This window comes from Streptomyces sp. NPDC040622, assembly GCF_055593965.1.
Genome location: NZ_JBVIXD010000012.1, coordinates 258,882 through 279,659 on the forward strand (window position 1 = coordinate 258,882; position 20,778 = coordinate 279,659).

Genomic DNA, 20,778 nt, shown 5'->3' on the forward strand with positions numbered 1-20,778 from the left:
ACGTCCGAATATGAGCAACCCTGTGCCACCGCGCCAGGCGCCCGATCAGCCGTGGCGCTCCGAGGGCGCGCCGCCGCCCGCCCCCACACCGCCGCCGAAGAAGAAGATGCCGGGCGGCTGGGGAAGTCTGATCCTGACGGCTCTGATCGTGTACCTGATCGCCAACCTCGTCCTGTCCTTCTTCAACGACGGCGACGAGCCGACGATCTCGTACACGGAGTTCAGCAAGCAGGTCGACGCCGGCAACGTCACCAAGATCTACTCCAAGGGTGACGCGATCCAGGGCCAGCTCAAGAAGGAGCAGCCCAAGCCGGGCGACGACAAGGGGAACTACACCAAGTTCACGACCCAGCGGCCCGCCTTCGCCGACGACAAGCTCTGGGGCGACCTGACCAAGCACGACGTCACCGTCACCGCCGAGCCCGTGGTGCAGGAGCGCAGCTTCCTCTCCAACCTCCTCATCTCGCTCGCGCCGATGCTGCTGCTCGTCGTGCTGTGGATCTTCATCGCCCGCCGCATGAGCGCCGGGATGGGCGGCGGGGGAGGCATGCTCGGGCGCAAGACGCCCCCCAAGCCGGTCGAGCTTGAGCCCGGGGCGAAGCGGACCACGTTCGAGGACGTGGCGGGCATCGACGAGGTCGAGGGCGAGCTCAACGACGTCGTCGACTTCCTGAAGAACCCCGACGCCTACCGCGAGATGGGCGCCAAGATGCCGCGCGGCGTACTGCTCGCGGGACCGCCCGGCACCGGCAAGACGCTGCTCGCGCGTGCGGTCGCCGGCGAGGCGGGCGTGCCCTTCTTCTCGGCGTCCGCGTCGGAGTTCATCGAGATGATCGTGGGCGTGGGCGCCTCGCGCGTACGGGAACTCTTCGCCGAGGCCCGCAAGGTCGCGCCGTCGATCATCTTCATCGACGAGATCGACACCATCGGACGCGCGCGGGGCGGCGGCAGCGGGATGGGCGGGCACGACGAGCGCGAGCAGACGCTCAACCAGATCCTCACCGAGATGGACGGTTTCTCGGGGGCGGAGGGCGTCATCGTGCTCGCCGCCACCAACCGCGCCGACATCCTCGACCCCGCGCTCACCCGGCCGGGCCGGTTCGACCGGGTCGTCAACGTCTCGCCCCCCGACCGGGGCGGACGCGAGGCGATCCTCAAGATCCACACCAGGCCCATCCCGCTGGCCGACGACGTAGACCTCGCCCAGGTCGCCCGGACGACCCCGGGCATGACCGGTGCCGAGCTCGCCAACCTCGCCAACGAAGCCGCCCTCATCGCCGTCAAGCGCAAGCAGAAGACGGTCACGCAGTCCGACCTCTCCGAAGCCATGGAGAAGGTGCAGCTCGGCGCCGAGCGGCCGCTCGTGATGCCCGAGGAGGAGCGCAGGCGAACGGCCTACCACGAGAGCGGGCACGCCCTGCTCGGCATGCTGCAGCCCGGCGCCGACCCGGTCCGCAAGATCACCATCGTGCCGCGCGGGCGGGCGCTGGGCGTGACGCTCTCGACCCCGGACTCAGACAAGTACGCCTACACCGAGGAGTACCTCCGAGGTCGCATCATCGGCGCCCTAGGAGGCATGGCCGCCGAACACGTCGTCTACGGAGTCATCACCACGGGCGCCGAGAACGACTTGGAACAGGTCACCAACATCGCCCGAGGCATGGTCGGCCGCTGGGGCATGAGCGAGCGCGTGGGCCGTCTCTCCGCGCTGCCGAACGACGCCCAGCAGGCGTACGGGCTCGCCGCCGCACCCGGGACCCTCGACGCCATCGACGTCGAGATGCGAAGGATCGTCGACGAGTGCTACGAGAGCGCCTGCCGCCAGCTGCGCGACCACCGGGACCAGCTGGACGCGCTGGCCGCGGCCCTTCTTGAGAACGAGACGCTGGAGGAGGCGGCGGCCTACCGGGTCGCCGGCATCACGCGGATGACCAAGGACGGTTAGCGCTTCGCACCGCTACGGAGTGAGGGCGATCAGATAGCGGAAGACGTTCGACATCCACACCGTCCCGTCCTCGCGCCGGTGCGGATGCAGCGCTTCCATCAGCTCCTTGTCGACCTGCTCCTGGTCGGTCGCCCGCACCGCGGCGTCGAACAACCCTGTCGAGAGCAGCCCCCGGGCCGCGCTCTCCACGTCCGCGTACCCGAAGGGACAGGCGACGCGGCCCGAGCCGTCCGGTTTGAGTCCCGCCCGGTGCGCGACCTCCTCCAGGTCGTCCCGCAGCGCAGGACGCCAGATGCCCGTGCTCCGCATGGGGTCGGCGAGCTTCTTCGCCACCCTCAGCACGGAAGCGGTGGCGCAGCGCTCCGGGGGACCCCAGCCGGCCAGCACCATCGGGGCGCCGCGCCCGGCCAGCGGGGCCGCCGCCTCCAAGAGGCCGGACAACCCTTCGGAGTCGCCCGCCGTGCAGCCGATCGGCTGCAACGCGGTGACGAGGTTGTACGCGGGGCCGTCCGTGTCTGTGGCGGACGAGGTCGCGGCCGTGTCCGTCGCGGCTGCCACGTCCGCGAGATCGCCGTCGACGAGACGGGCGTCGCCACGCGTGCGTGCGCCTCCCGTGGCATCGGACAGCAGGCGTTCTCGCGCGAGGGCGAGACGCTCGGGATGCGCCGGGTCGACGCCGGTGACCGCGGCGCCCCGCGAGGCCGCCATCAGCAGAGCGAGCCCGGAGCCGCAGCCGAGGCCGAGGAGCCGGGTGTGGTGTCCCACTTCGAGTCGTTCGTACACCGCTTCATAGAGCGGGACCAGCATCCGTTCCTGGATCTCCGCCCAGTCACGCGCGCGTGCACCCGGTTCCACGCGGGGCGACGTGCCCGCGTGGGGGTGGTGCGACTGCACGAGTGTTGGTGTCATCGAAAGCGCCCCAATCCAACGAGAGTTAGTGCCGTGCCGGAAATCAACGGTTCGTCCGCCCCCGTGCAGTGCGCTCGCACTCCCCCCGTATGCCAGAGAACTCCGCATCCGTCGTGGCGTCCAGGGGTTGTGTGCCAATCCTTGCGTACCACCCTCGTGCGCCCCTCCGGGAAAAGAATTCACCTTCCCCGAAGGCTCGCCCCTACCATGCGCGCCATGGCCAAGACACCTGTGCTCACGCCCCGGGCGGACGACTTTCCGCGCTGGTACCAGGACCTGATCAACAAGGCCGAGCTGGCCGATAACGGCCCGGTGCGCGGCACCATGGTGATCCGACCGTACGGCTACGGGCTGTGGGAGCGGATGCAGCAGGACATGGACGCCCGCATCAAGGCGACGGGTACCCAGAACGCGTACTTTCCTCTCCTCATCCCGCAGTCGTATCTGACCCGCGAGGCGGAACACGTCGAGGGCTTCGCCCCGGAGCTCGCCGTCGTCACCCACGGGGGCGGCAAGGAACTCGAGGAGCCGGTCGTCGTCCGGCCCACCTCGGAGACGATCGTCAACGAGTACTTCTCCAAGTGGGTGCAGAGCTACCGCGACCTGCCGCTGCTCATCAACCAGTGGGCGAACGTCGTCCGCTGGGAGATGCGCCCGCGCCTGTTCCTGCGCACGTCGGAGTTCCTCTGGCAGGAGGGCCACACCGCCCACGCCACGTACGAAGAGGCGCGTGACTTCGCGGCCCGTATCCACCGGCACGTCTACGGAGACTTCATGCGCGACGTCCTCGCGATGGACTTCGTGCTCGGCCGCAAGACCGCCAAGGAGCGCTTCGCCGGCGCCATCAACACCCTCACCCTCGAAGGGATGATGGGCGACGGAAAGGCCCTCCAGCTCGGCACCAGCCACGAGCTCGGCCAGAACTTCGCCAGGGCCTTCCACACCCAGTACCTGTCCAAGGAGGGCAAGCAGGAGCTGGTCTGGCAGACCTCCTGGGGCAGTACGACACGGATGATCGGCGCTCTGGTGATGATGCACGGCGACGACGACGGACTGCGCGTGCCGCCCCGGCTCGCCCCCGTCCAGGCCGTCGTCCTCGCCGTCAAGGGCGACGACGCCGTGCTCGCCAGGGTCCGCGAGATCGGCGAGACCCTGAAGGCCGCGGGCATCCGCGTCCAGGTCGACGACCGCACGGACACGCCCTTCGGGAGGCGCGCGGTGGACTGGGAGCTCAAGGGTGTGCCGGTACGCGTCGAGGTCGGGCCGCGCGACCTGGAGAACGGCACCGCGATGGTGACCCGCCGCATTCCCGGGGGCGGCAAGGAGCCGGTCGCGATCGACGCCCTCGCCACCCTGCTGCCCACCGTCCTCGAGGAGGACCAGGCGCTCCTCCTGACCCAGGCCCGGCACCGCCGCGAGTCCCGGACCTCGGACGTCACCACGGTCGACGAGGCCGTGGAGGCCACCGCCGCCGGGGGCTGGGCGCGCATCCCGTGGGCCGTGCTCGGCGAGGAGGGCGAGGCCCGGCTGGCCGAGCACTCCGTGACCGTACGGTGTCTGGTCGCCGAGGACGGGGCGGTGCCGGACGCCGAGGAGACCCCGGGTAACGTCGCTCTCGTGGCCCGCGCCTACTGAGGCGCGCGGTTCCGGTGCCGGCGCACCCCGCTCTCGGCTCGTGCGCCCGCCGTGGCAACACAAGCCCCGGCGCGAGGACTTGCTCTACGCGCTGGGGCGTACGCGCCACTACGTACCGGCTTGGTGCGAGCTGTGAGGCTTCTCCGCAGATCAGCGCACCCGCCCTCGTCCGGACGCATCAACGGCAACTGACGGGTACGTGCAAATTATTTGAGATGCCCCGGAATGGAACCCCCAGGGCATCCGGCTCGTTGTCACGACGTGAGCACGACACCACCTGTTCTCGCCGCAGAGCTGGCACAGGCGTGGGCCGACATTCAGCGGCACCACCCCGAGCTGCCCGACCTTGCCGCGCCCGAATCCCTGATCGGAGAGTCGTCGTCCGCCTGCGGCGCCGAGCTCTCCTTCGAGCGACTGCTTCACGAGGCAGTCCATGGCATCGCCGCCTCGCGCGGCGTACGCGACACCTCACGCGCCGGCCGCTATCACAACCGCAGATTCCTCTCGATCGCCGAGGAGCTGGGCCTGGACCACCCCGAGGAGCCACACCCCAGCAGTGGCTTCTCACTGGTCACACTCAACCCCGAGGCGAAGAAGCGCTACCGCCCGACCATCGAGCGTCTGCAGCGCGCCCTCAAGGCGCACACCGCTGCGACGACGGCGGACACCGCCCGCAGTTTCCGGGGCCCCGCCGCCCGGCACGGCTCCTCCGGGGGCGGCGTCCGCGTCAAGGCGGTCTGCGACTGCGGACGGAACGTCCGCGTCGTCCCCTCCGTGCTGGCCCAGGCGCCGATCATGTGCGGTGGCTGCGGAAAGCCCTTCCGCATCCCGGACGTGGTGGGCGTGGGCGTGGGCTGAGCTGGACCGGGGCGCCCGGACCGGGTGCGGGCGCCCCGGCGACGTATGGCACAATGGCTAGCTGTACTCGACAGTCGCACAGGACCCCTCTCTCCTCCGGCTGACGCGTCCATCGGGCACTCGAGTACCGCAACCCCACGCGGCATCACTGTTGTGCCCACCCACGTCAAGACCAGGAGACACCACTCCCGTGGCAGTCAAGATCAAGCTGAAGCGTCTGGGCAAGATCCGTTCGCCTCACTACCGCATCGTCGTCGCCGACTCCCGTACCCGCCGTGACGGCCGGGCCATCGAGGAGATCGGTCTGTACCACCCGGTGCAGAACCCGTCGCGCATCGAGGTCAACTCGGAGCGTGCCCAGTACTGGCTGTCCGTCGGCGCCCAGCCGACCGAGCCGGTCATGGCCATCCTGAAGCTCACCGGTGACTGGCAGAAGCACAAGGGCCTGCCGGCCCCGGCGCCGCTGCTCGTCGCGGAGCCCAAGGACAAGCGCGCCGCGTTCGAGGCCTTCACCAAGGGCCTCGAGGGCGACGACACCAAGGGCGAAGCCATCACCCAGAAGGCCAAGAAGGCTGACAAGAAGGCGGACGAGGCCGAGGCCGCGTCCACCGAGTCGACCGAGGCCTGAGCATGCTCGAGGAGGCTCTCGAGCACCTCGTGAAGGGCATCGTGGACAACCCCGACGACGTGCAGGTCGCCTCGCGCAACCTGCGCCGCGGGCGCGTTCTCGAGGTCAGGGTTCACCCCGACGACCTCGGCAAGGTGATCGGCCGCAACGGCCGCACCGCACGCGCTCTGCGCACCGTCGTGGGAGCCATCGGTGGCCGCGGTGTCCGCGTCGACCTCGTCGACGTGGACCAGGTTCGCTGAACCGGGTTCGCAGAACCACAGCAGCACCGGCTCGGGCCGGGGAGGGCTTCAGGGCCTTCCCCGGCCCGTAGTCGTTGGATGAGGAGAAACGCAGTGCAGTTGGTAGTCGCCCGCATCGGCCGTGCGCACGGCATCAAGGGTGAGGTCACCGTCGAGGTCCGCACCGACGAGCCGGAGCTGCGGCTCGGTCCCGGCGCCGTCCTCGCCACGGATCCCGCCTCTGCGGGCCCGCTGACGATCGAGACCGGCCGGGTGCACAGCGGCCGCCTCCTGCTGCGCTTCGAGGGCGTGCGGGACCGCACGGGCGCCGAGGCGCTGCGCAACACGATCCTGATCGCCGAGGTGGACCCGGAGGAACTCCCCGAGGACGAGGACGAGTTCTACGACCACCAGCTCATGGACCTCGACGTCGTCCTGAAGGACGGCACCGAGATCGGCCGGATCACCGAGATCTCCCACCTGCCCTCGCAGGACCTCTTCATCGTGGAGCGGCCCGACGGCAGCGAGGTGATGATCCCCTTCGTCGAGGAGATCGTCGTCGAGATCGACCTGGAGGAGCAGAAGGCCGTCATCGACCCGCCGCCCGGGCTGATCGACGACCGCGCCGAGGTCGCCTCCGCGCGGGACGAGTCCTCCACCGGGGACGAGGCGTAATGCGGCTCGACGTCGTCACGATCTTCCCGGAGTACCTGGAACCCCTGAACGTCTCCCTCGTGGGCAAGGCACGCGCGCGTGGGCAGCTCGACGTCCAGGTGCACGACCTCAGGGAGTGGACGTACGACCGGCACAACACGGTCGACGACACCCCCTACGGCGGCGGCCCCGGCATGGTCATGAAGACCGAGCCCTGGGGCGCGGCCCTCGACGACGTGCTCGCCGAGGGGTATGAGTCCGGGGCCCACGGTCCCGTCCTGGTCGTCCCCACGCCCAGCGGCCGCCCCTTCACCCAGGAACTGGCCGTGGAGCTCTCCGAACGCCCCTGGCTGGTCTTCACGCCCGCGCGCTACGAAGGCATCGACCGCCGCGTCACGGACGAGTACGCGACCCGCATGCCCGTCTACGAGGTCTCCATCGGCGACTACGTCCTCGCGGGCGGGGAAGCCGCCGTCCTGGTCGTCACGGAGGCCGTGGCCCGGCTCCTGCCCGGCGTCCTCGGCAATGCCGAGTCCCACCAGGACGACTCCTTCGCCCCGGGAGCCATGGCCAACCTCCTGGAGGGCCCGGTGTACACCAAGCCCCCCCAGTGGCGCGGACACGGCATCCCCGACGTCCTGCTCAGCGGCCACCACGGCAAGATCGCGCGCTGGCGCCGGGACGAGGCGCTGCGGCGCACCACGCGCAACAGGCCCGATCTCATTGAGCGGTGCGATCCCGGAGTCTTCGACAAGAAGGACCGCGAGATGCTCTCGATCCTGGGGTGGCGCCCGGGGCCCGACGGCCGATTTGGGCCAGACCCCGAGGCCGTGGAAGAATAGGCCGCTGCTGTACGTCCAGCGTGCGCCCCTGCCACAGGGGGAGCGGCCGAAGCTTTCTCTCCGCGGCTGCGGAGAGGGCCAAGACGCCCGCCCGACGCGATCAGCTACCGAATCCTCATCACCACGTTCCGCTGATGACCTGTGGCATCAGTGAAGAAAGCAGACGATCATGGCTAACCTGCTCGACTCCGTCGACAGCGCGTCGCTGCGCAGCGACATCCCGGCCTTCCGCCCGGGTGACACCGTCAACGTCCACGTCCGCGTCATCGAGGGCAACCGCTCCCGTGTGCAGCAGTTCAAGGGCGTAGTCATCCGTCGCCAGGGTGCCGGCGTGCGCGAGACCTTCACGGTCCGCAAGGTCTCCTTCTCCGTCGGCGTCGAGCGCACCTTCCCGGTGCACACCCCGATCGTCGAGAAGATCGAGCTCGTCACCCGCGGTGACGTGCGTCGCGCGAAGCTGTACTACCTCCGTGACCTGCGCGGCAAGGCCGCGAAGATCAAGGAGAAGCGCGACAACTGAGCTCGCGCGCGGGTCCACAGCGGGGCCGGATAGCATCTGGCCCCGATGGACACCGAAGCACAGCACACGGAGCGCGACCGCTCCTCCCCACCCTCCGGATCCGGAGACGTCCCGCACGTCGCCGAAGCGTCCGAGGAGACGGAGGAACGGTCGCGCTCCGTCGTCATGTGGCTGACCGACTGGCTGCCGGGCGGCAGGCTCACCCTGACGCTCCTGCTGTGCCTGGCGTTCCTGCTGGTCGTCAGCACCTTCGTGCTGCAGCCCTTCCAGATCCCGAGCGGCTCCATGCAGCCCGCGTTCCGGTCCGGGGACCGGGTACTCGTCAACAAGTTGGCGTACCGTTTCGGGTCCGAGCCGCAGCGGGGTGACGCGGTCGTCTTTGACGGCAGCGGGTACTTCGGGGACGCCGACTACATCAAGCGGGTCGTGGGCACAGGGGGAGACCGGGTGGTCTGCTGTGACAAGCGGGGGAGGATCAAGGTGAACGGCGAGCCCGTCGACGAGCCCTATCTGTACCCCGGGGACGCCCCTTCCCAGGTCCCCTTCGACGTCGTCGTCCCCGAGGACAGCCTCTTCCTGCTCGGAGACCACCGCAGCGACTCCCGGGACTCCCGCGACCACCTGGGGGAGCCCGGCGGCGGCATGATCCCCGTGGACGAGGTCATCGGCAGGGCCGACTGGATCGGCTGGCCGATCGGCCGGTGGACCTCCCTGGAGCGCCCCGACAGCTACGCGCGCGTGCCGGCACCGGGCGGCCCCCATGGGTAACCGAGGGCGGACACGAGCCGCCGGCCACCGCGGCGACACCCCGCTGCCCACCGGATCCCGGCCGACCGACGGTCCCGTACTGCCGGGCCGGGCCGACCGCCGCAAGCTGGCGAAGAAGGTCAAGCGGCGCCGACGACGCTCGGCGATCAAGGAGATACCGCTGCTCATAGGCGTGGCGCTGCTGATAGCCCTCGTCCTGAAGACCTTCCTGGTGCAGGCCTTCGTCATCCCGTCGGGCTCCATGGAACAGACGATCCGGGTCGGTGACCGTGTCCTTGTCGACAAGCTCACCCCTTGGTTCGGGTCGAAGCCGTCGCGCGGCGACGTCGTCGTCTTCAAGGACCCCGGCAACTGGCTCGAAGAGGAACAGGGCAAGAAGAAGGACGACCCGGTGGTCGTCAAGCAGCTCAAGGAAGGCCTGACCCAGATCGGTCTGCTGCCCTCCGACAACGAGCGGGACCTGATCAAGCGCGTGATCGGTGCCGGCGGCGACACGGTGAAGTGCTGCGACAAGAACGGCAAGGTCACCGTCAACGGCGTGCCGCTGGACGAGCCCTACATCCACCCCGGGGACAAGCCTTCGGCCTTCGCGTTCGAAGTGAAGGTCCCCAAGGGGCGCCTGTTCATGATGGGTGACCACCGCAGCGACTCGGCCGACTCCCGGTTCCACCGCAGTGAGAAGTTCAACGGGACGGTCTCCGAGGACGAGGTGGTGGGGCGCGCGATGGTCATCGCCTGGCCCTTCGGCCACTGGCGCAAACTTGATGCTCCGGAGACGTTCGCGGCAGTAGCCGACGCGCGTGCGGGATCGGACACCGCCACACGAGCGTCGCATAGGGTGGCTGCCGACGATCGATACGGATTGATCCGGCTCCCGACCCCTGCGGAACTCCCGCTCGTTATGGGAGTGGTGGGCCTGCATCGCATCTGGGGCAGGCGGCGGCACGGACTGAGGAGTGGATGTGGGGGATTTGGCGGTCGGCGCACGATCCGGACACGAGGGGCCCGAGGAGCAGCCGGGACGATCCGACGAGCCGGGCGTCGACGCCGTCGCGGGCGGTGCGACCCCCGGGAGTGACACCGTGGACGGCGACGGCCACGGCGGCGACGGCGCCACGCGCGCGGAGGACGCCAAGCAGCCGAAGAAGCCCCGGTCCTTCTGGAAGGAGCTCCCGCTCCTCATCGGCATCGCGCTGGTCCTGGCACTGGTCATCAAGACCTTCCTGGTCCAGGCGTTCTCGATCCCGTCGGACTCGATGCAGAACACGCTGCAGCAGGGCGACCGCGTCCTCGTCGACAAGCTGACGCCGTGGTTCGGTTCCGAGCCCGAGCGCGGCGAGGTCGTCGTCTTCAAAGACCCCGGCCACTGGCTGGACGGCGAGCCCACGCCCGACCCGAACGCGATCCAGCGGGTCCTCGGCTGGGTCGGTCTGATGCCGTCCGCCGACGAGAAGGACCTCATCAAGCGCGTCATCGGCGTCGGCGGCGACACCGTGGAGTGCAAGGGCACCGGCCCGGTGAAGGTCAACGGCAAGGCGCTGAACGAGCCGTACGTCTTCGCGGGCAACACCCCCTGCAGCGTCGACGACCAGGGCGGTCAGTTCAAGGTGACCGTGCCCAAGGGCAAAATCTGGGTCATGGGTGACCACCGGCAGAACTCGCTGGACTCCCGCTACCACCAGAACCAGCCCGGCGGCGGCGCCGTCCCCGTGGACAACGTCGTGGGCCGCGCGATCGTCATCGCCTGGCCGCCCACCCGCTGGGCGACGCTGCCCAAGCCGGACACCTTCGACCAGCCGGGCCTCAACGCGCTCTCCAGCGCGGCGCCGGGCGCCATCGGACTCGCGGGTGCCGTGCCGATCGTGCTGTGGCGCCGACGCCGGCTCACGGTGGCTGCCGCGCGTGACGCGAGGGTTTCTGGCGGCAGTACCGCCGGGTAGGGTGCCGTCCCAGATCGCCGATCTTCCGCCGCCCGCGCATGCGGGCGGCCAGGTCGTCTCCGAGACGGGGGAGCACTGGGATGAGCAGGACACAACGTACGGACGAGGGCCGCGGACGGCTCGGCAGCGTGCTGTCGGGCGTCGCCGTGGCCCTCGGCTGTGTGCTCTTCCTCGGAGGGTTCGCCTGGGGCGCCGTCCAGTACCAGCCGTACACCGTGCCCACCGGATCGATGACACCGACGATCGGCTCGGGCGACCGGGTGCTGGCGCAGCGGATCGACGGCGACGACGTGCGCCGCGGTGACGTCGTCGTGTTCAAGCAGTCGACCTGGGGCGACCTGCCCATGGTCAAGCGCGTCGTCGGGATAGGCGGCGACCGCATCTCCTGCTGCAAGGACGGCAAGCTGACCGTCAACGGCAAGGAAGTCGCAGAACCGTATCTCCCCGAGGGCCAGGGCGCCGCGGCCACCGGCATCCCTGCCACGACGGTCCCCAAGGGCCGTTTGTTCCTGCTCGGCGACGAGCGCAGCGGTTCGCTGGACTCCAGCGTGCACCTCGGTGACGGGGACCACGGCTCGGTGCCGCGGAGCGCCGTGCAGGCGCGGGTCGACGCGGTGGCCTGGCCGATGGACAAGTTCGGCATGCTGGAGCGCCCCGGGGGCTTCGCGGACATGCCGGGCGGCATCTCCGAGCCCGGTCCCGTACGCCTGGTGGTGATCGCCATCGTGGCGGGCATGGTCCTCGTGCTGGGCGGCGCGGCGTACGGACCGGTGGCCAAGCGCATGGGCCGCGGACGCGGCCGGAGCCGTGCGAGGGAGGCTGCCGGTGTCGGCTGAGACCGAGGTTCCGGGGGCGCCCTCCTTGTCGGGCCGGCCGCTGCGCAAGGTGGCCCGGGTCGTCCTGCTCGACCCGGACGACCGCATCCTGCTCCTGCACGGCTACGAGCCCGGGGATCCGACGGACGACTGGTGGTTCACACCGGGCGGCGGCGTCGAGGGCGACGAGACGCGGGAGCAGACCGCCCTGCGTGAGCTGCGGGAAGAGACCGGCATCACAGAGGTCGAGCTGGGGCCTGTGCTGTGGCGCCGGGTCTGCTCCTTCCCGTTCGACGGGCGGCGCTGGGACCAGGACGAGTGGTACTTCCTGGCGCGTACCTCGCAGACCGCGACCGTCGCCGAGGGCCTGACGGAGCTGGAAAGACGCAGTGTCGCCGGAGCGCGTTGGTGGACGTGCCGAGAACTGACCGAGGCTCATGAGACGGTGTATCCGACCAGGCTCGCCGGGCTGTTTCGCAGACTGCTCGACGAGGGGCCCCCGGAGCGGCCCGAGAACCTCGACACGGAAATCGTGTAGGGGCTCGCGGGGCTGACGCACAATAGGGGGACGCACGGCTGAAGGGGAACATGCCATGAGCGCCGAGGACCTCGAGAAGTACGAGACCGAGATGGAGCTGAAGCTCTACCGGGAGTACCGCGATGTCGTCGGTCTGTTCAAATACGTGATCGAGACCGAGCGCCGCTTCTACCTCACCAATGACTACGAGATGCAGGTGCACTCGGTCCAGGGCGAGGTCTTCTTCGAGGTCACGATGGCGGACGCCTGGGTCTGGGACATGTACCGACCCGCTCGGTTCGTCAAGCAGGTACGGGTTCTCACGTTCAAGGACGTGAATATCGAGGAGCTCAACAAGAGTGACCTCGAGCTGCCGGGCAGCTGAGTGCGGGTGAGAGCGACTTTCACTCGCCGGGGTGGCGGAGTTTTCCACAACCGGCGAGTAGTGCACCAAGATCCAACGGGTTCGCGCTGATCCGTGACCGTGGGTGTCGGAGGTGGTGCCGACATGAACGCACGGGGAGCACTCGGCAGGTACGGCGAAGATCTGGCCGCGCGGCGGCTGGTCGAGTCGGGGATGACGGTTCTGGAGCGCAATTGGCGCGCGGGCAGAGCCGGTGAGATCGACATCGTGGCCATGGACGGCGACGCCCTCGTCGTCTGTGAGGTCAAGACGCGCAGGGCGGGCCGGGCCGGGGCCGCGCCCTTCGAGCACCCGATGGCGGCCGTGGGCCGGACCAAGGCGGAGCGGCTGCGCAGACTGGCCGAGCGCTGGATCGAGGAGCGCGGCGGCCCACCGCCGGGCGGCGTCCGCATCGACCTGGTCGGCGTCCTGGTCCCCCGGCGCGGTGTCGCCGTGGTCGAGCACGCGCGAGGGGTGGCCTGATGGGGTTCGCGCGTACGTGTTCGGTGGCTCTGGTCGGCGTCGAGGGCGTGGTCGTCGAGGTGCAGGCCGATCTGGAGCCAGGTGTCGCGGCGTTCACGCTGGTGGGCCTGCCCGACAAGAGCCTGACCGAGAGCCGCGACCGGGTCAGGGCCGCCGTGGTCAACTCGGGCGGTGAGTGGCCCCAGAAGAAGCTGACGGTCGGGCTGAGCCCGGCGTCGGTGCCCAAGGGCGGCAGCGGATTCGATCTGGCGGTTGCCTGTGCCGTCCTCGGAGCGGCCGAGCGCATCGACCCCAGGGTCCTGGCCGACATCGTGATGATCGGAGAGCTGGGCCTCGACGGCCGGGTGCGGCCGGTCCGCGGGGTGCTGCCCGCGGTCCTCGCGGCGGCCGACGCGGGGTACGAACAGGTGGTCGTCCCGGAGTGCACCGCCGCGGAGGCCTCACTGGTGCCCGGCGTCTCGGTCCTCGGCGTGCGGAGCCTGCGCCAGCTCATCGCCGTGCTCACCGACGAGCCGGTGCCGGAGGAGGAGCCGGACGAGGTGGGGCGGCCCGACTCGATGCTCGCGGGGCTCTGCGTGCCGGGGACCGGCGTCGGCACGGGGCTCGGTGGCGCTCTGGACGACGCCCACGCACTGGATCTGGCTGACGTGGTCGGGCAGGCGTCGGCAAGGACCGCCGTCGAGGTGGCCGCGGCGGGGGCGCACCACCTCTTCCTGCAAGGGCCGCCGGGAGCCGGCAAGACCATGCTCGCGGAGCGCCTGCCGGCCGTCCTGCCCCGGCTGACCAGGGAGGAGTCCCTGGAAGTGACGGCGGTCCACTCCGTGGCGGGCATGCTGCCCCCGGGCAAGCCGCTCGTGGACATCGCACCGTACTGCTCGCCCCACCACTCGGCGACCATGCAGTCGCTCGTGGGCGGCGGCAAGGGGATCGCGCGCCCAGGGGCGGTGTCGCTCGCCCATCGCGGGGTGCTCTTCCTGGACTTTACCGATCACAGTTTGGGTCTCCAGGTCGTTCGTTTGAGTGGTGAAGTCCCACGTCTCGTGTCTGTTTACCGAGCTGCCTTGTTGTCTTCGTGACGTATCGAATGCGAGCGAGGAGAACGGGTGCGGAGCTCGGTGGTCCTGGGGGACCTGCGGGTACAGAAGATGGCTCGGGCCGGGGGCGGTTGGTCGTACACGATCGTGTGGCCCGACGTCACGGTGGACGAGGAAGCAGACAGCTTCCTGCGTACGCACGAGGGCAGCGGCTCCCAGAAGACGTACGCCTACTACCTCGTTGATCACATGCGCTGGCGTGTTCGAGAGCGTCTGACCACCGAGACGATCACGATCCTCGACCTGTTCAGGTACCAGGGGGCGGTGGGCGCCCAAGTGAACATGCCGTACGGGCAACCGTGGCGAGTGCCGCCGAAACGCCCGTACCAGACGCCCGCCCTGCAGGTCCTCGCGGCATGCCTGAAGGGCTTCTACCTTCACCAGTGCGCCGTCCGCGGCGTGAACCCCGAGCTGAGGGACGCACTGGACACCCGGCGGCTGCCCACCCAGGCCGACCGCAACCGGGCTCTCCTGGGCCATGTGAAGACCTCGATGCCGGCCAACCCACTGGCCCCGAAACGGGGAACCCGGCGCCGCCACCCCAAGATGCTGCCGAACGGCACCCGGCCCGAGCTGATGGACGTGGTGAACACCGCCCGGGACCGGATGGTGGTGACCTGGCTGTCCGACACGAGCTTGCGTATCGGCGGCCTGACCGGTCTGCACCTGGTCGACCTGCACCTGCGCGACAACGCTCCATGCGGCGAGTGCGAGAGCCCGCACATCCACGTCTGCCACCGGTGGGGCAACGTGAACGGGGCGGCAGCGAAGATCAAGCCGGACTGGGCGATGGTCGACGGGGTGATCACCAAGGGGGAGATCTACCGGGTCAGCCCCGCCATGGTCAGCAGCTACTACGAGTACATGACGACGGAGTACGCCCAGTTCGCCGCAGGCCACGGCATGCTCCTGATCCAGTTGTCCGGTCCGCGCCGCGGCGAGCCGTGGTCGGCGGACGCGGCACGCGGGATGCTGCGGCGAGCCGGCCGCCGGGCCGACCTGCCGGGCCGGATCAAGCCACAGGCATTCCGGCACCAGTTCACGAACAACGTCATGGACGTCACGGACAACGATCCGCACGTGGCCAAGGCCGTCGGGAACTGGGCCTCGACACAGATGGTCGACGAGGTCTACGGGCACCCTGACCTGCACTCTCCGCAGTTCATCACCGCGCTCAACAAGGTCTGGAGTGAGGAAGAGTGACCTCCACGGCGAGACTGCTGCCGCTGGTCGTCCCGGCCCCTCGGACGCCGAGCTGTCCGAGCCGCACGACGCGCGACCGGCTGGAAGTACTGACCGCGCTGATCGCGGCACCGAACTTCGACCCGGTCTTCCGGCCCGACGTGATGCACATCCCGCGCGACCACCCGGTCTACGGCTGGGGCTGCGGCATCACCGACTGCGAACGCACCCGCGACGCGCACTACGACTACTGCAAGGAGCACAGCGACGACTGGAGGGCCGTCCGGGAGGCCGGCGGGAACATCACGGATTTCCTGGCCACCGCCCAGCCCAAGAAGCCCCGGGCCTGGCTGATCCCTCCGCCCTGCCTCATCTGCCCCGACGTTCCGGCCCGCAGCCAGACTCAGCTCTGCTACTTCCACGCTCAGCAGTGGAATTCCCACCGCCGTCACCTGCAGAAGAAGCACCAACAGGAGGCCGTCTTCGAGGACTGGCTGGGCAAGGCCCGGCCGTTCGTGGGGTTCGGCCCATGCCGGGTGAGGTCCTGCCCCTACGGCGCCGACCACCCTTTGCAGTTGTGTCACCGCCACCGCACCAGCTACATCCGGGATAAGCATCCCGGCGGGGCCCGGCTGCCGAGATATTGGAGCCGTGAGCTGGCGAAGACCGGCAAGCCGGTCCCGGTCAGCTACGACGACAAAACCGCGTTCCGCAGGTGGTGCGACGAGCAGGACCCTCCGCACCGCGTCAACGGCAACCTGACGCTGCTGGGCCTGCGCCCGCTGATCAAGGCCGAGATCAAGTGGTGCATCTCCCACCACACCGTGGGAGAGGAAGGCAGCATCTGGCCCATCTCCTGGATCCAGCGGCTCATCGACGAGTGCCGCCGCCAAGACGTGAACTCGATGGCCGACCTCGACCTGGACGCCTGCAAGCTCCACGTGCGTCAGCTCGCCAAGGTCACGCACCACTACCTGCGACTGATCTACTTCACCCGCGAGGACACCAAGGACGCCGGATTCATCGAGACCGAGCACTTCGGCATCCGCTTCCCCAAGGCCCGCAGCCACATCGACCTCACCCGCATCACCCAGCGCTGGCTGCGGGACATGTGCTGGGACCTGATGGCCGCCCGCCTCCTCGCCGGGCACAACCGCTCCCGAGCCGCCTTCGATTTCGACCGCCGGGGCTGCAACGAGCTCAGCGCCTACCTGGAGATCGAGGCCCCGGTCGGCGGCCACGACCCGACCCTGCTCACCGAATCCCACATGATCGACTTCGTGGCCGACCAGCGCCAGCGCGTCAGGAACAAGCTGCCCTCGCTCGGTCAGCGCGCCAGGGGCAAGGCCCTGGCGAACGGGATTGCCACCCCCGGCACGATGGCCACGATCTTCGACGGCGCCCGCCGGGTCCTGCGATCCGGCCTGAAAACCGGCGAGCTCGAACGCCTCGGTCTGGACCGCCGCTTCGTCCTCGCCCTGCCCTTCGGACCGAAGACCAAGGGACGGCGCAGGCCTTTCTCCGACGAAGTCGCCCGCGCACTTGCCCTCGAGAAGAACCTCGAAGCACTGGACGCGATGGACGTCGAGGACCGCGGGCTGCGGGACGCCTGGGAGGGCCTGATCGTCACCGGACGCCGGTGCACCGAGGTCCTCGATGTCCGCCTGGAATGCATCAGCCGTGTCGGCAAAGTCCCAATGTTCTGGCACGATCAGACCAAGGTCGGCAACATCGACGAGGGCATCCGCATCCCCGAACGCTTCCACCAGCGGATCGAGGCACGGCAGGCCAAAACCATCGCGCGCTTCGTCCAACGCAAGGGCCGCCCGCCAACACCCGAGGAACGACTGGAACTCGCTCTGTTCCCCAGGAAGCACACCAACCGCGAGCTCCTCAAGGGATGCGGCTACACCTGGTTCCACACCCTGTTCAAGAGCTGGGTCCTCACGCTCGACATCGGCAAAGCCGTCCCCCACCAGGCCCGCCACACGCTGGCCACCAACCTTCTCAAGGCCGGCGCCAACCTCTCGCAGGTCAAGCGCTACCTCGGGCAGGTCTCCGAGGCGATGGCCGAGCACTACACGCACATCGCCAACACCGACCCCAAGCTCAACGACGCCCTCTATGCGGTCTGGACCAGCGGTCCGGGAGCGCTTGAACCGGGCCTCGTGCTCTCCGGCAGCGAGCCGATGACCAGGGAAGAAGCCGAGGCGATGCTCATCGACCTCACCCGCAAGTCCACACCGGCCGAGGGCGGATTCTGCACCTACCAGCCGGTCGTCGACGGCGATGCCTGCCCCTGGAAGCTCAACTGCCACTCCTGCACCGAGTTCGTCATGTCCGGCGCCGACCTCGTCTACTGGCACCGCAAGCGCGAACAGTGGCGGATGCTCGCCGAAGGGTCCTCGCACGACGAAACCCGGGACTACATGCACAAACTCTTCGAGCCCACAGCCCGCGCGATCGACGGCCTGGAACGGGCCCTCGCCGCCGTCGGCCTGCTCGAGGAAGCCCTTCAACTCGACCTCCGCAGGCCCCAGGACTACTTCGGCCGGGTCTGGTCCTCGGCCTTCCGAGCCGAGGAACTCGCCCGCCAGGCCGAGGTTGACGACCTCGAACTCGACGACGAGTACGCCATCGAAGCACCCGAGTGAGGCGACACCGTGACCACCAACACCCAGACCGCCGCCGCCACTGCCGCACGCCGCCAGCAGACAAAGGACAAGCTCGGGCAGGTCGAGAAGGCGATCGGCCAGCTCCGCCGCGAACGCGGACGACTCACCGTCCGGGCAATCGCCGAGAGAGCGGACGTCTCCGCCACGTTCCTCTACGAGAACGCCGACGCTCGCACCCTGGTCCAGAACGCCGTCGCCGCCAGCAAGAGCCGCCACGACCACCGCACCCGGGAGGAACACGACCGAGTCGAAGCGACCTGGCGCGAACGAGCGCTCAACGCTGAGGCGGGCCTGACCCAGGCCCAGAAGGAGATCCTCACGCAGCGGCAACGGATCGGCGAGCTCATGGGACGCCTTCGCGACACCGAGCAGATGGTCCCCGGCGAGTCCGTCCAGCAACTCCTCACCGAGAACACGACGCTCAAGCGTCGGCTCAACCTGGTCACGCAGGAGCATCGATCGCTCCAGGAACGGCTCCAAGGCGCACGCTCCAACCTTCGTTTCACAGAGAAGCGCGTCGCCGACCTCGAAGTCGAACTCCTCGAACTGAAGGCACCATCCCGTGACTGATCCCAGCCAGGACCAGGTCAACCTCACCCGGCAGGATGCGGAATCCCTCGCCAAGCTCCTTCGGCAGTTCGAGAAGTTCCTCGACGACTGCGACGAGGAAGTCGGCGACGCCATGGACGACCACTTCGGATTCAGCCCGGCCGCCGAATCGCTCAGCGCGGTCCTAGCCACGCACGCAGACGCACTCGAAGCAGCCATCGGTGAAACGGCCGTCACCACGTCGCGAACACCTTCGTGACGCATCACCGCAGGTCAGATCCGATACGGACACTCTGAGGGTCGGTAAAGTCCAGGAGGCGCCGGAATTCAGCACCCAGACCCTGGACTCCCTGCGCCAGCCCCTCGAATCGGGGCACGTGGTGATCGCGCGCAGCGCGGGGGTGGTGCGGCTGCCCGCGAAATTCCTGCTGGTCCTCGCCGCCAATCCCTGTCCGTGCGGCCGGCACACGCTGCTGGGCGACGGCTGCGAGTGCCCGGCCTCCGTCATCCGCCGCTATCAGGCCCGCCTCTCCGGCCCACTGCTCGACCGGGTCGACCTGAAGGTCGAGGTGGAAGCCGTCACCCGGTCCGAACTCGCCGGGTGCGGCACCCGGGGAGAGTCCACCCGGACGGTCGCCGACCGGGTCCGCGGCGCACGGGAGAGAGCGGCCGCCCGGTTGACCGGCACCGGGTGGCGGACCAACAGCGAGGTCCCCGGGCACGCCCTGCGCACGCGCTGGCCCGCGTCCCCCGGCGCGTTGGACGCGGCCGAACTGGATCTGGAGCGGGGCTTCCTGACCGCCCGTGGCCTGGATCGCGTCCTGCGGGTGTCGTGGACCGTGGCGGATCTGGCGGGACACGACCGGCCCTCCGCCCAGGACGTGGCCCTGGCCCTGCAACTGCGCACCGGCATCTCACGCGGTGTGCCGATGGTGATCGGGGCGGGGACGTGACGGCCGACGCGACCTCGGACACGACAGGCGACCCGCCGGCGGACGAGGAGCGACTGGCCCGGGTCGCCCTGACCCGAGTGCTGGAACCGGGGGAAGCCGCAGGTGGTCGGTGGCTGCGCGAGGTCGGCCCCGGCGAAGTGCTGCGACGGCTCGGCTCGGAGGAGAAGCGGCTGCCAGGGGTGAGCGCGCGGCGGTGGGAGGGGCTGCGGGCGCGGGCCGCCGAGGCGCGGCCGGAGCGGGACCTGGAGGTGGCGCGGGGTGTCGGGGGGAGGTTCGTGTGCCCCGGGGACGCGGAGTGGCCCATGACTCTGAATGACCTGGGGGACGCGCGTCCGGTCGGGCTCTGGGTCCGGGGGAGGCCTTCCCTGCGGATGTGGGCGCTGCGGTCGGTGGCGGTCGTCGGGGCGCGGGCCTGCACACAGTACGGCGCGCACATGGCCGCCGACCTCGCGGCGGGGCTCGCGGAGCGCGGCTGGGTCGTGATCTCCGGCGGGGCGTACGGCGTCGACGGTGCTGCGCACCGCGGGGCGCTCGGGGCCGGGGGTGCCACCGTTGCCGTGCTCGCCTGCGGGGTCGACCGGCCGTATCCGCGCGGGCATGCCGGGCTGATCGGACGCATCGCGGAACAGGGCCTCGTCATCGGAGAGTTGCCGCCGGGTGATCATCCGACCCCGAGCCGCTTCATCCAGCGGAACAGGGTGATCGCCGCGTTGACCCGGGGGACGGTGGTCGTCGAGGCCGCGTACCGCAGTGGGGCGCTCGCGACGGCGCGCAGTGCGCAGGAGTTGGGACGCTTCACCATGGGAGTGCCGGGGCCCGCGACCAGCGGTCTCTCCGCCGGGGTGCACGAACTGTTGAGAGGAGACGGCGCCCTGGTGACCGATGCCGCCGAAATCGTCGAACTGGTCGGCGACATGGGAGAGCTGGCCCCGGCGAGGCGGGGCCCCGTCGTGCCGCGTGACCTGCTGGAACCGGGGGTGCGGCGCGTCCTGGCCGCGCTGCCCGCACGGGGGTGCGGCGCGGTCCGGGAGGTCGCGATCGGCGCGGGGACGACCGAGGATGACGCGGTAGGGCGACTGTACGAGCTTCAGTCGTTGGGGTTCGTCGAACGACACGGCGACGGCTGGCAGTTGACACGCCAGGCGATTCCGCCCGTGTTCACCGATGACGGCGAGTAGTGACCGAGC

At 69.6% G+C, this 20,778-nt stretch carries 21 protein-coding genes and 2 pseudogenes; 22 read left to right on the plus strand and 1 reads right to left on the minus strand.

Features of this window, described 5'->3' with window-relative positions; genetic code table 11:
- The first annotated feature begins 10 nt into the window (after positions 1 to 10).
- Positions 11 to 1,945 carry an ATP-dependent zinc metalloprotease FtsH gene (gene ftsH / locus ACZ592_RS32715; protein WP_471585298.1) on the plus strand — a complete coding sequence of 645 codons (1,935 nt, stop codon included), beginning with the start codon at positions 11 to 13 and terminating at the stop codon, positions 1,943 to 1,945.
- Between the two features lie 12 nt (positions 1,946 to 1,957).
- On the opposite strand, the gene ACZ592_RS32720 is transcribed toward ftsH, so the two are convergent.
- Positions 1,958 to 2,854, minus strand: a complete 897-nt coding sequence (locus tag ACZ592_RS32720) for an SAM-dependent methyltransferase (RefSeq protein WP_471585299.1) — start codon at positions 2,852 to 2,854, stop codon at positions 1,958 to 1,960.
- Between the two features lie 216 nt (positions 2,855 to 3,070).
- On the opposite strand from ACZ592_RS32720, the gene proS reads away from it, so the two are divergent.
- The 21 genes and pseudogenes from proS to dprA all read left to right on the plus strand — a co-directional run bounded on the left by proS (position 3,071) and on the right by dprA (position 20,769).
- Positions 3,071 to 4,489, plus strand: coding sequence for a proline--tRNA ligase (gene proS, locus ACZ592_RS32725; RefSeq protein WP_471585300.1), 1,419 nt, complete (start codon positions 3,071 to 3,073; stop codon positions 4,487 to 4,489).
- Between the two features lie 225 nt (positions 4,490 to 4,714).
- A complete protein-coding gene (locus tag ACZ592_RS32730; protein WP_471585301.1) occupies positions 4,715 to 5,347 on the plus strand; it encodes a hypothetical protein in 633 nt (210 codons plus the stop codon).
- A 190-nt stretch (positions 5,348 to 5,537) separates the two neighbouring features.
- Positions 5,538 to 5,975 carry a 30S ribosomal protein S16 gene (gene rpsP / locus ACZ592_RS32735; protein ID WP_471585302.1) on the plus strand — a complete coding sequence of 146 codons (438 nt, stop codon included), beginning with the start codon at positions 5,538 to 5,540 and terminating at the stop codon, positions 5,973 to 5,975.
- Between the two features lie 2 nt (positions 5,976 to 5,977).
- Positions 5,978 to 6,217, plus strand: a complete 240-nt coding sequence (locus ACZ592_RS32740; RefSeq protein WP_014176063.1) for an RNA-binding protein — start codon at positions 5,978 to 5,980, stop codon at positions 6,215 to 6,217.
- Between the two features lie 93 nt (positions 6,218 to 6,310).
- Positions 6,311 to 6,871 carry a ribosome maturation factor RimM gene (rimM, locus tag ACZ592_RS32745; protein WP_471585303.1) on the plus strand — a complete coding sequence of 187 codons (561 nt, stop codon included), beginning with the start codon at positions 6,311 to 6,313 and terminating at the stop codon, positions 6,869 to 6,871.
- Entirely contained in the window at positions 6,871 to 7,692 is an 822-nt protein-coding gene (gene trmD, locus ACZ592_RS32750) for a tRNA (guanosine(37)-N1)-methyltransferase TrmD (protein WP_471585304.1), read from the plus strand. The genes rimM and trmD overlap by 1 nt, the downstream gene beginning before the upstream one ends.
- A gap of 169 nt (positions 7,693 to 7,861) precedes the next feature.
- Positions 7,862 to 8,212: a 50S ribosomal protein L19 gene (gene rplS, locus ACZ592_RS32755; protein WP_030787595.1), complete on the plus strand. Its 351-nt coding sequence runs from the start codon at positions 7,862 to 7,864 to the stop codon at positions 8,210 to 8,212.
- A gap of 45 nt (positions 8,213 to 8,257) precedes the next feature.
- On the plus strand, positions 8,258 to 8,980 hold the full coding sequence (gene lepB, locus ACZ592_RS32760) for a signal peptidase I (RefSeq protein ID WP_471585305.1): 723 nt from the start codon (positions 8,258 to 8,260) through the stop codon (positions 8,978 to 8,980).
- Positions 8,973 to 10,058 (plus strand): signal peptidase I, encoded by a 1,086-nt coding sequence (gene lepB, locus ACZ592_RS32765; protein ID WP_471585306.1) that lies wholly within the window; start codon positions 8,973 to 8,975, stop codon positions 10,056 to 10,058. Before lepB (ACZ592_RS32760) ends, lepB (ACZ592_RS32765) begins: the two co-directional genes overlap by 8 nt.
- 4 nt (positions 10,059 to 10,062) lie before the next feature.
- Complete coding sequence (lepB, locus tag ACZ592_RS32770) at positions 10,063 to 10,920, plus strand: signal peptidase I (RefSeq protein ID WP_471585307.1); 858 nt, start codon at positions 10,063 to 10,065, stop codon at positions 10,918 to 10,920.
- Positions 10,921 to 11,000: 80 nt separating this feature from the next.
- Positions 11,001 to 11,756: a signal peptidase I gene (lepB, locus tag ACZ592_RS32775; RefSeq protein WP_471585308.1), complete on the plus strand. Its 756-nt coding sequence runs from the start codon at positions 11,001 to 11,003 to the stop codon at positions 11,754 to 11,756.
- The gene (locus ACZ592_RS32780; protein WP_471585309.1) at positions 11,746 to 12,273 is read left to right on the plus strand and encodes an NUDIX hydrolase; all 528 of its coding nucleotides are present in this window, start codon (positions 11,746 to 11,748) and stop codon (positions 12,271 to 12,273) included. The genes lepB (ACZ592_RS32775) and ACZ592_RS32780 overlap by 11 nt, the downstream gene beginning before the upstream one ends.
- Before the next feature lie 55 nt (positions 12,274 to 12,328).
- Positions 12,329 to 12,637, plus strand: coding sequence for a DUF2469 domain-containing protein (locus tag ACZ592_RS32785; RefSeq protein WP_006139554.1), 309 nt, complete (start codon positions 12,329 to 12,331; stop codon positions 12,635 to 12,637).
- Positions 12,638 to 12,730: 93 nt separating this feature from the next.
- Complete coding sequence (locus ACZ592_RS32790) at positions 12,731 to 13,138, plus strand: YraN family protein (protein ID WP_471585310.1); 408 nt, start codon at positions 12,731 to 12,733, stop codon at positions 13,136 to 13,138.
- Positions 13,138 to 14,139 (plus strand): annotated as a pseudogene (locus tag ACZ592_RS32795) (YifB family Mg chelatase-like AAA ATPase); the annotation flags it as partial. The gene ACZ592_RS32790 and the pseudogene ACZ592_RS32795, both read left to right, overlap by 1 nt.
- Positions 14,140 to 14,241: 102 nt before the next feature.
- Positions 14,242 to 15,435, plus strand: coding sequence for a site-specific integrase (locus ACZ592_RS32800; RefSeq protein ID WP_471585311.1), 1,194 nt, complete (start codon positions 14,242 to 14,244; stop codon positions 15,433 to 15,435).
- A complete protein-coding gene (locus ACZ592_RS32805) occupies positions 15,432 to 18,068 on the plus strand; it encodes a tyrosine-type recombinase/integrase (protein WP_471585312.1) in 2,637 nt (878 codons plus the stop codon). Before ACZ592_RS32800 ends, ACZ592_RS32805 begins: the two co-directional genes overlap by 4 nt.
- Positions 18,069 to 18,077: 9 nt before the next feature.
- Positions 18,078 to 18,659, plus strand: a complete 582-nt coding sequence (locus tag ACZ592_RS32810; protein WP_471585313.1) for a hypothetical protein — start codon at positions 18,078 to 18,080, stop codon at positions 18,657 to 18,659.
- A complete protein-coding gene (locus ACZ592_RS32815; RefSeq protein ID WP_471585314.1) occupies positions 18,652 to 18,897 on the plus strand; it encodes a hypothetical protein in 246 nt (81 codons plus the stop codon). Before ACZ592_RS32810 ends, ACZ592_RS32815 begins: the two co-directional genes overlap by 8 nt.
- 49 nt (positions 18,898 to 18,946) lie before the next feature.
- A pseudogene (locus ACZ592_RS32820) lies at positions 18,947 to 19,591 on the plus strand (ATP-binding protein); the annotation flags it as partial.
- The gene (gene dprA / locus ACZ592_RS32825) at positions 19,588 to 20,769 is read left to right on the plus strand and encodes a DNA-processing protein DprA (RefSeq protein ID WP_471585315.1); all 1,182 of its coding nucleotides are present in this window, start codon (positions 19,588 to 19,590) and stop codon (positions 20,767 to 20,769) included. The pseudogene ACZ592_RS32820 and the gene dprA, both read left to right, overlap by 4 nt.
- The last annotated feature ends 9 nt before the right edge of the window (positions 20,770 to 20,778 follow it).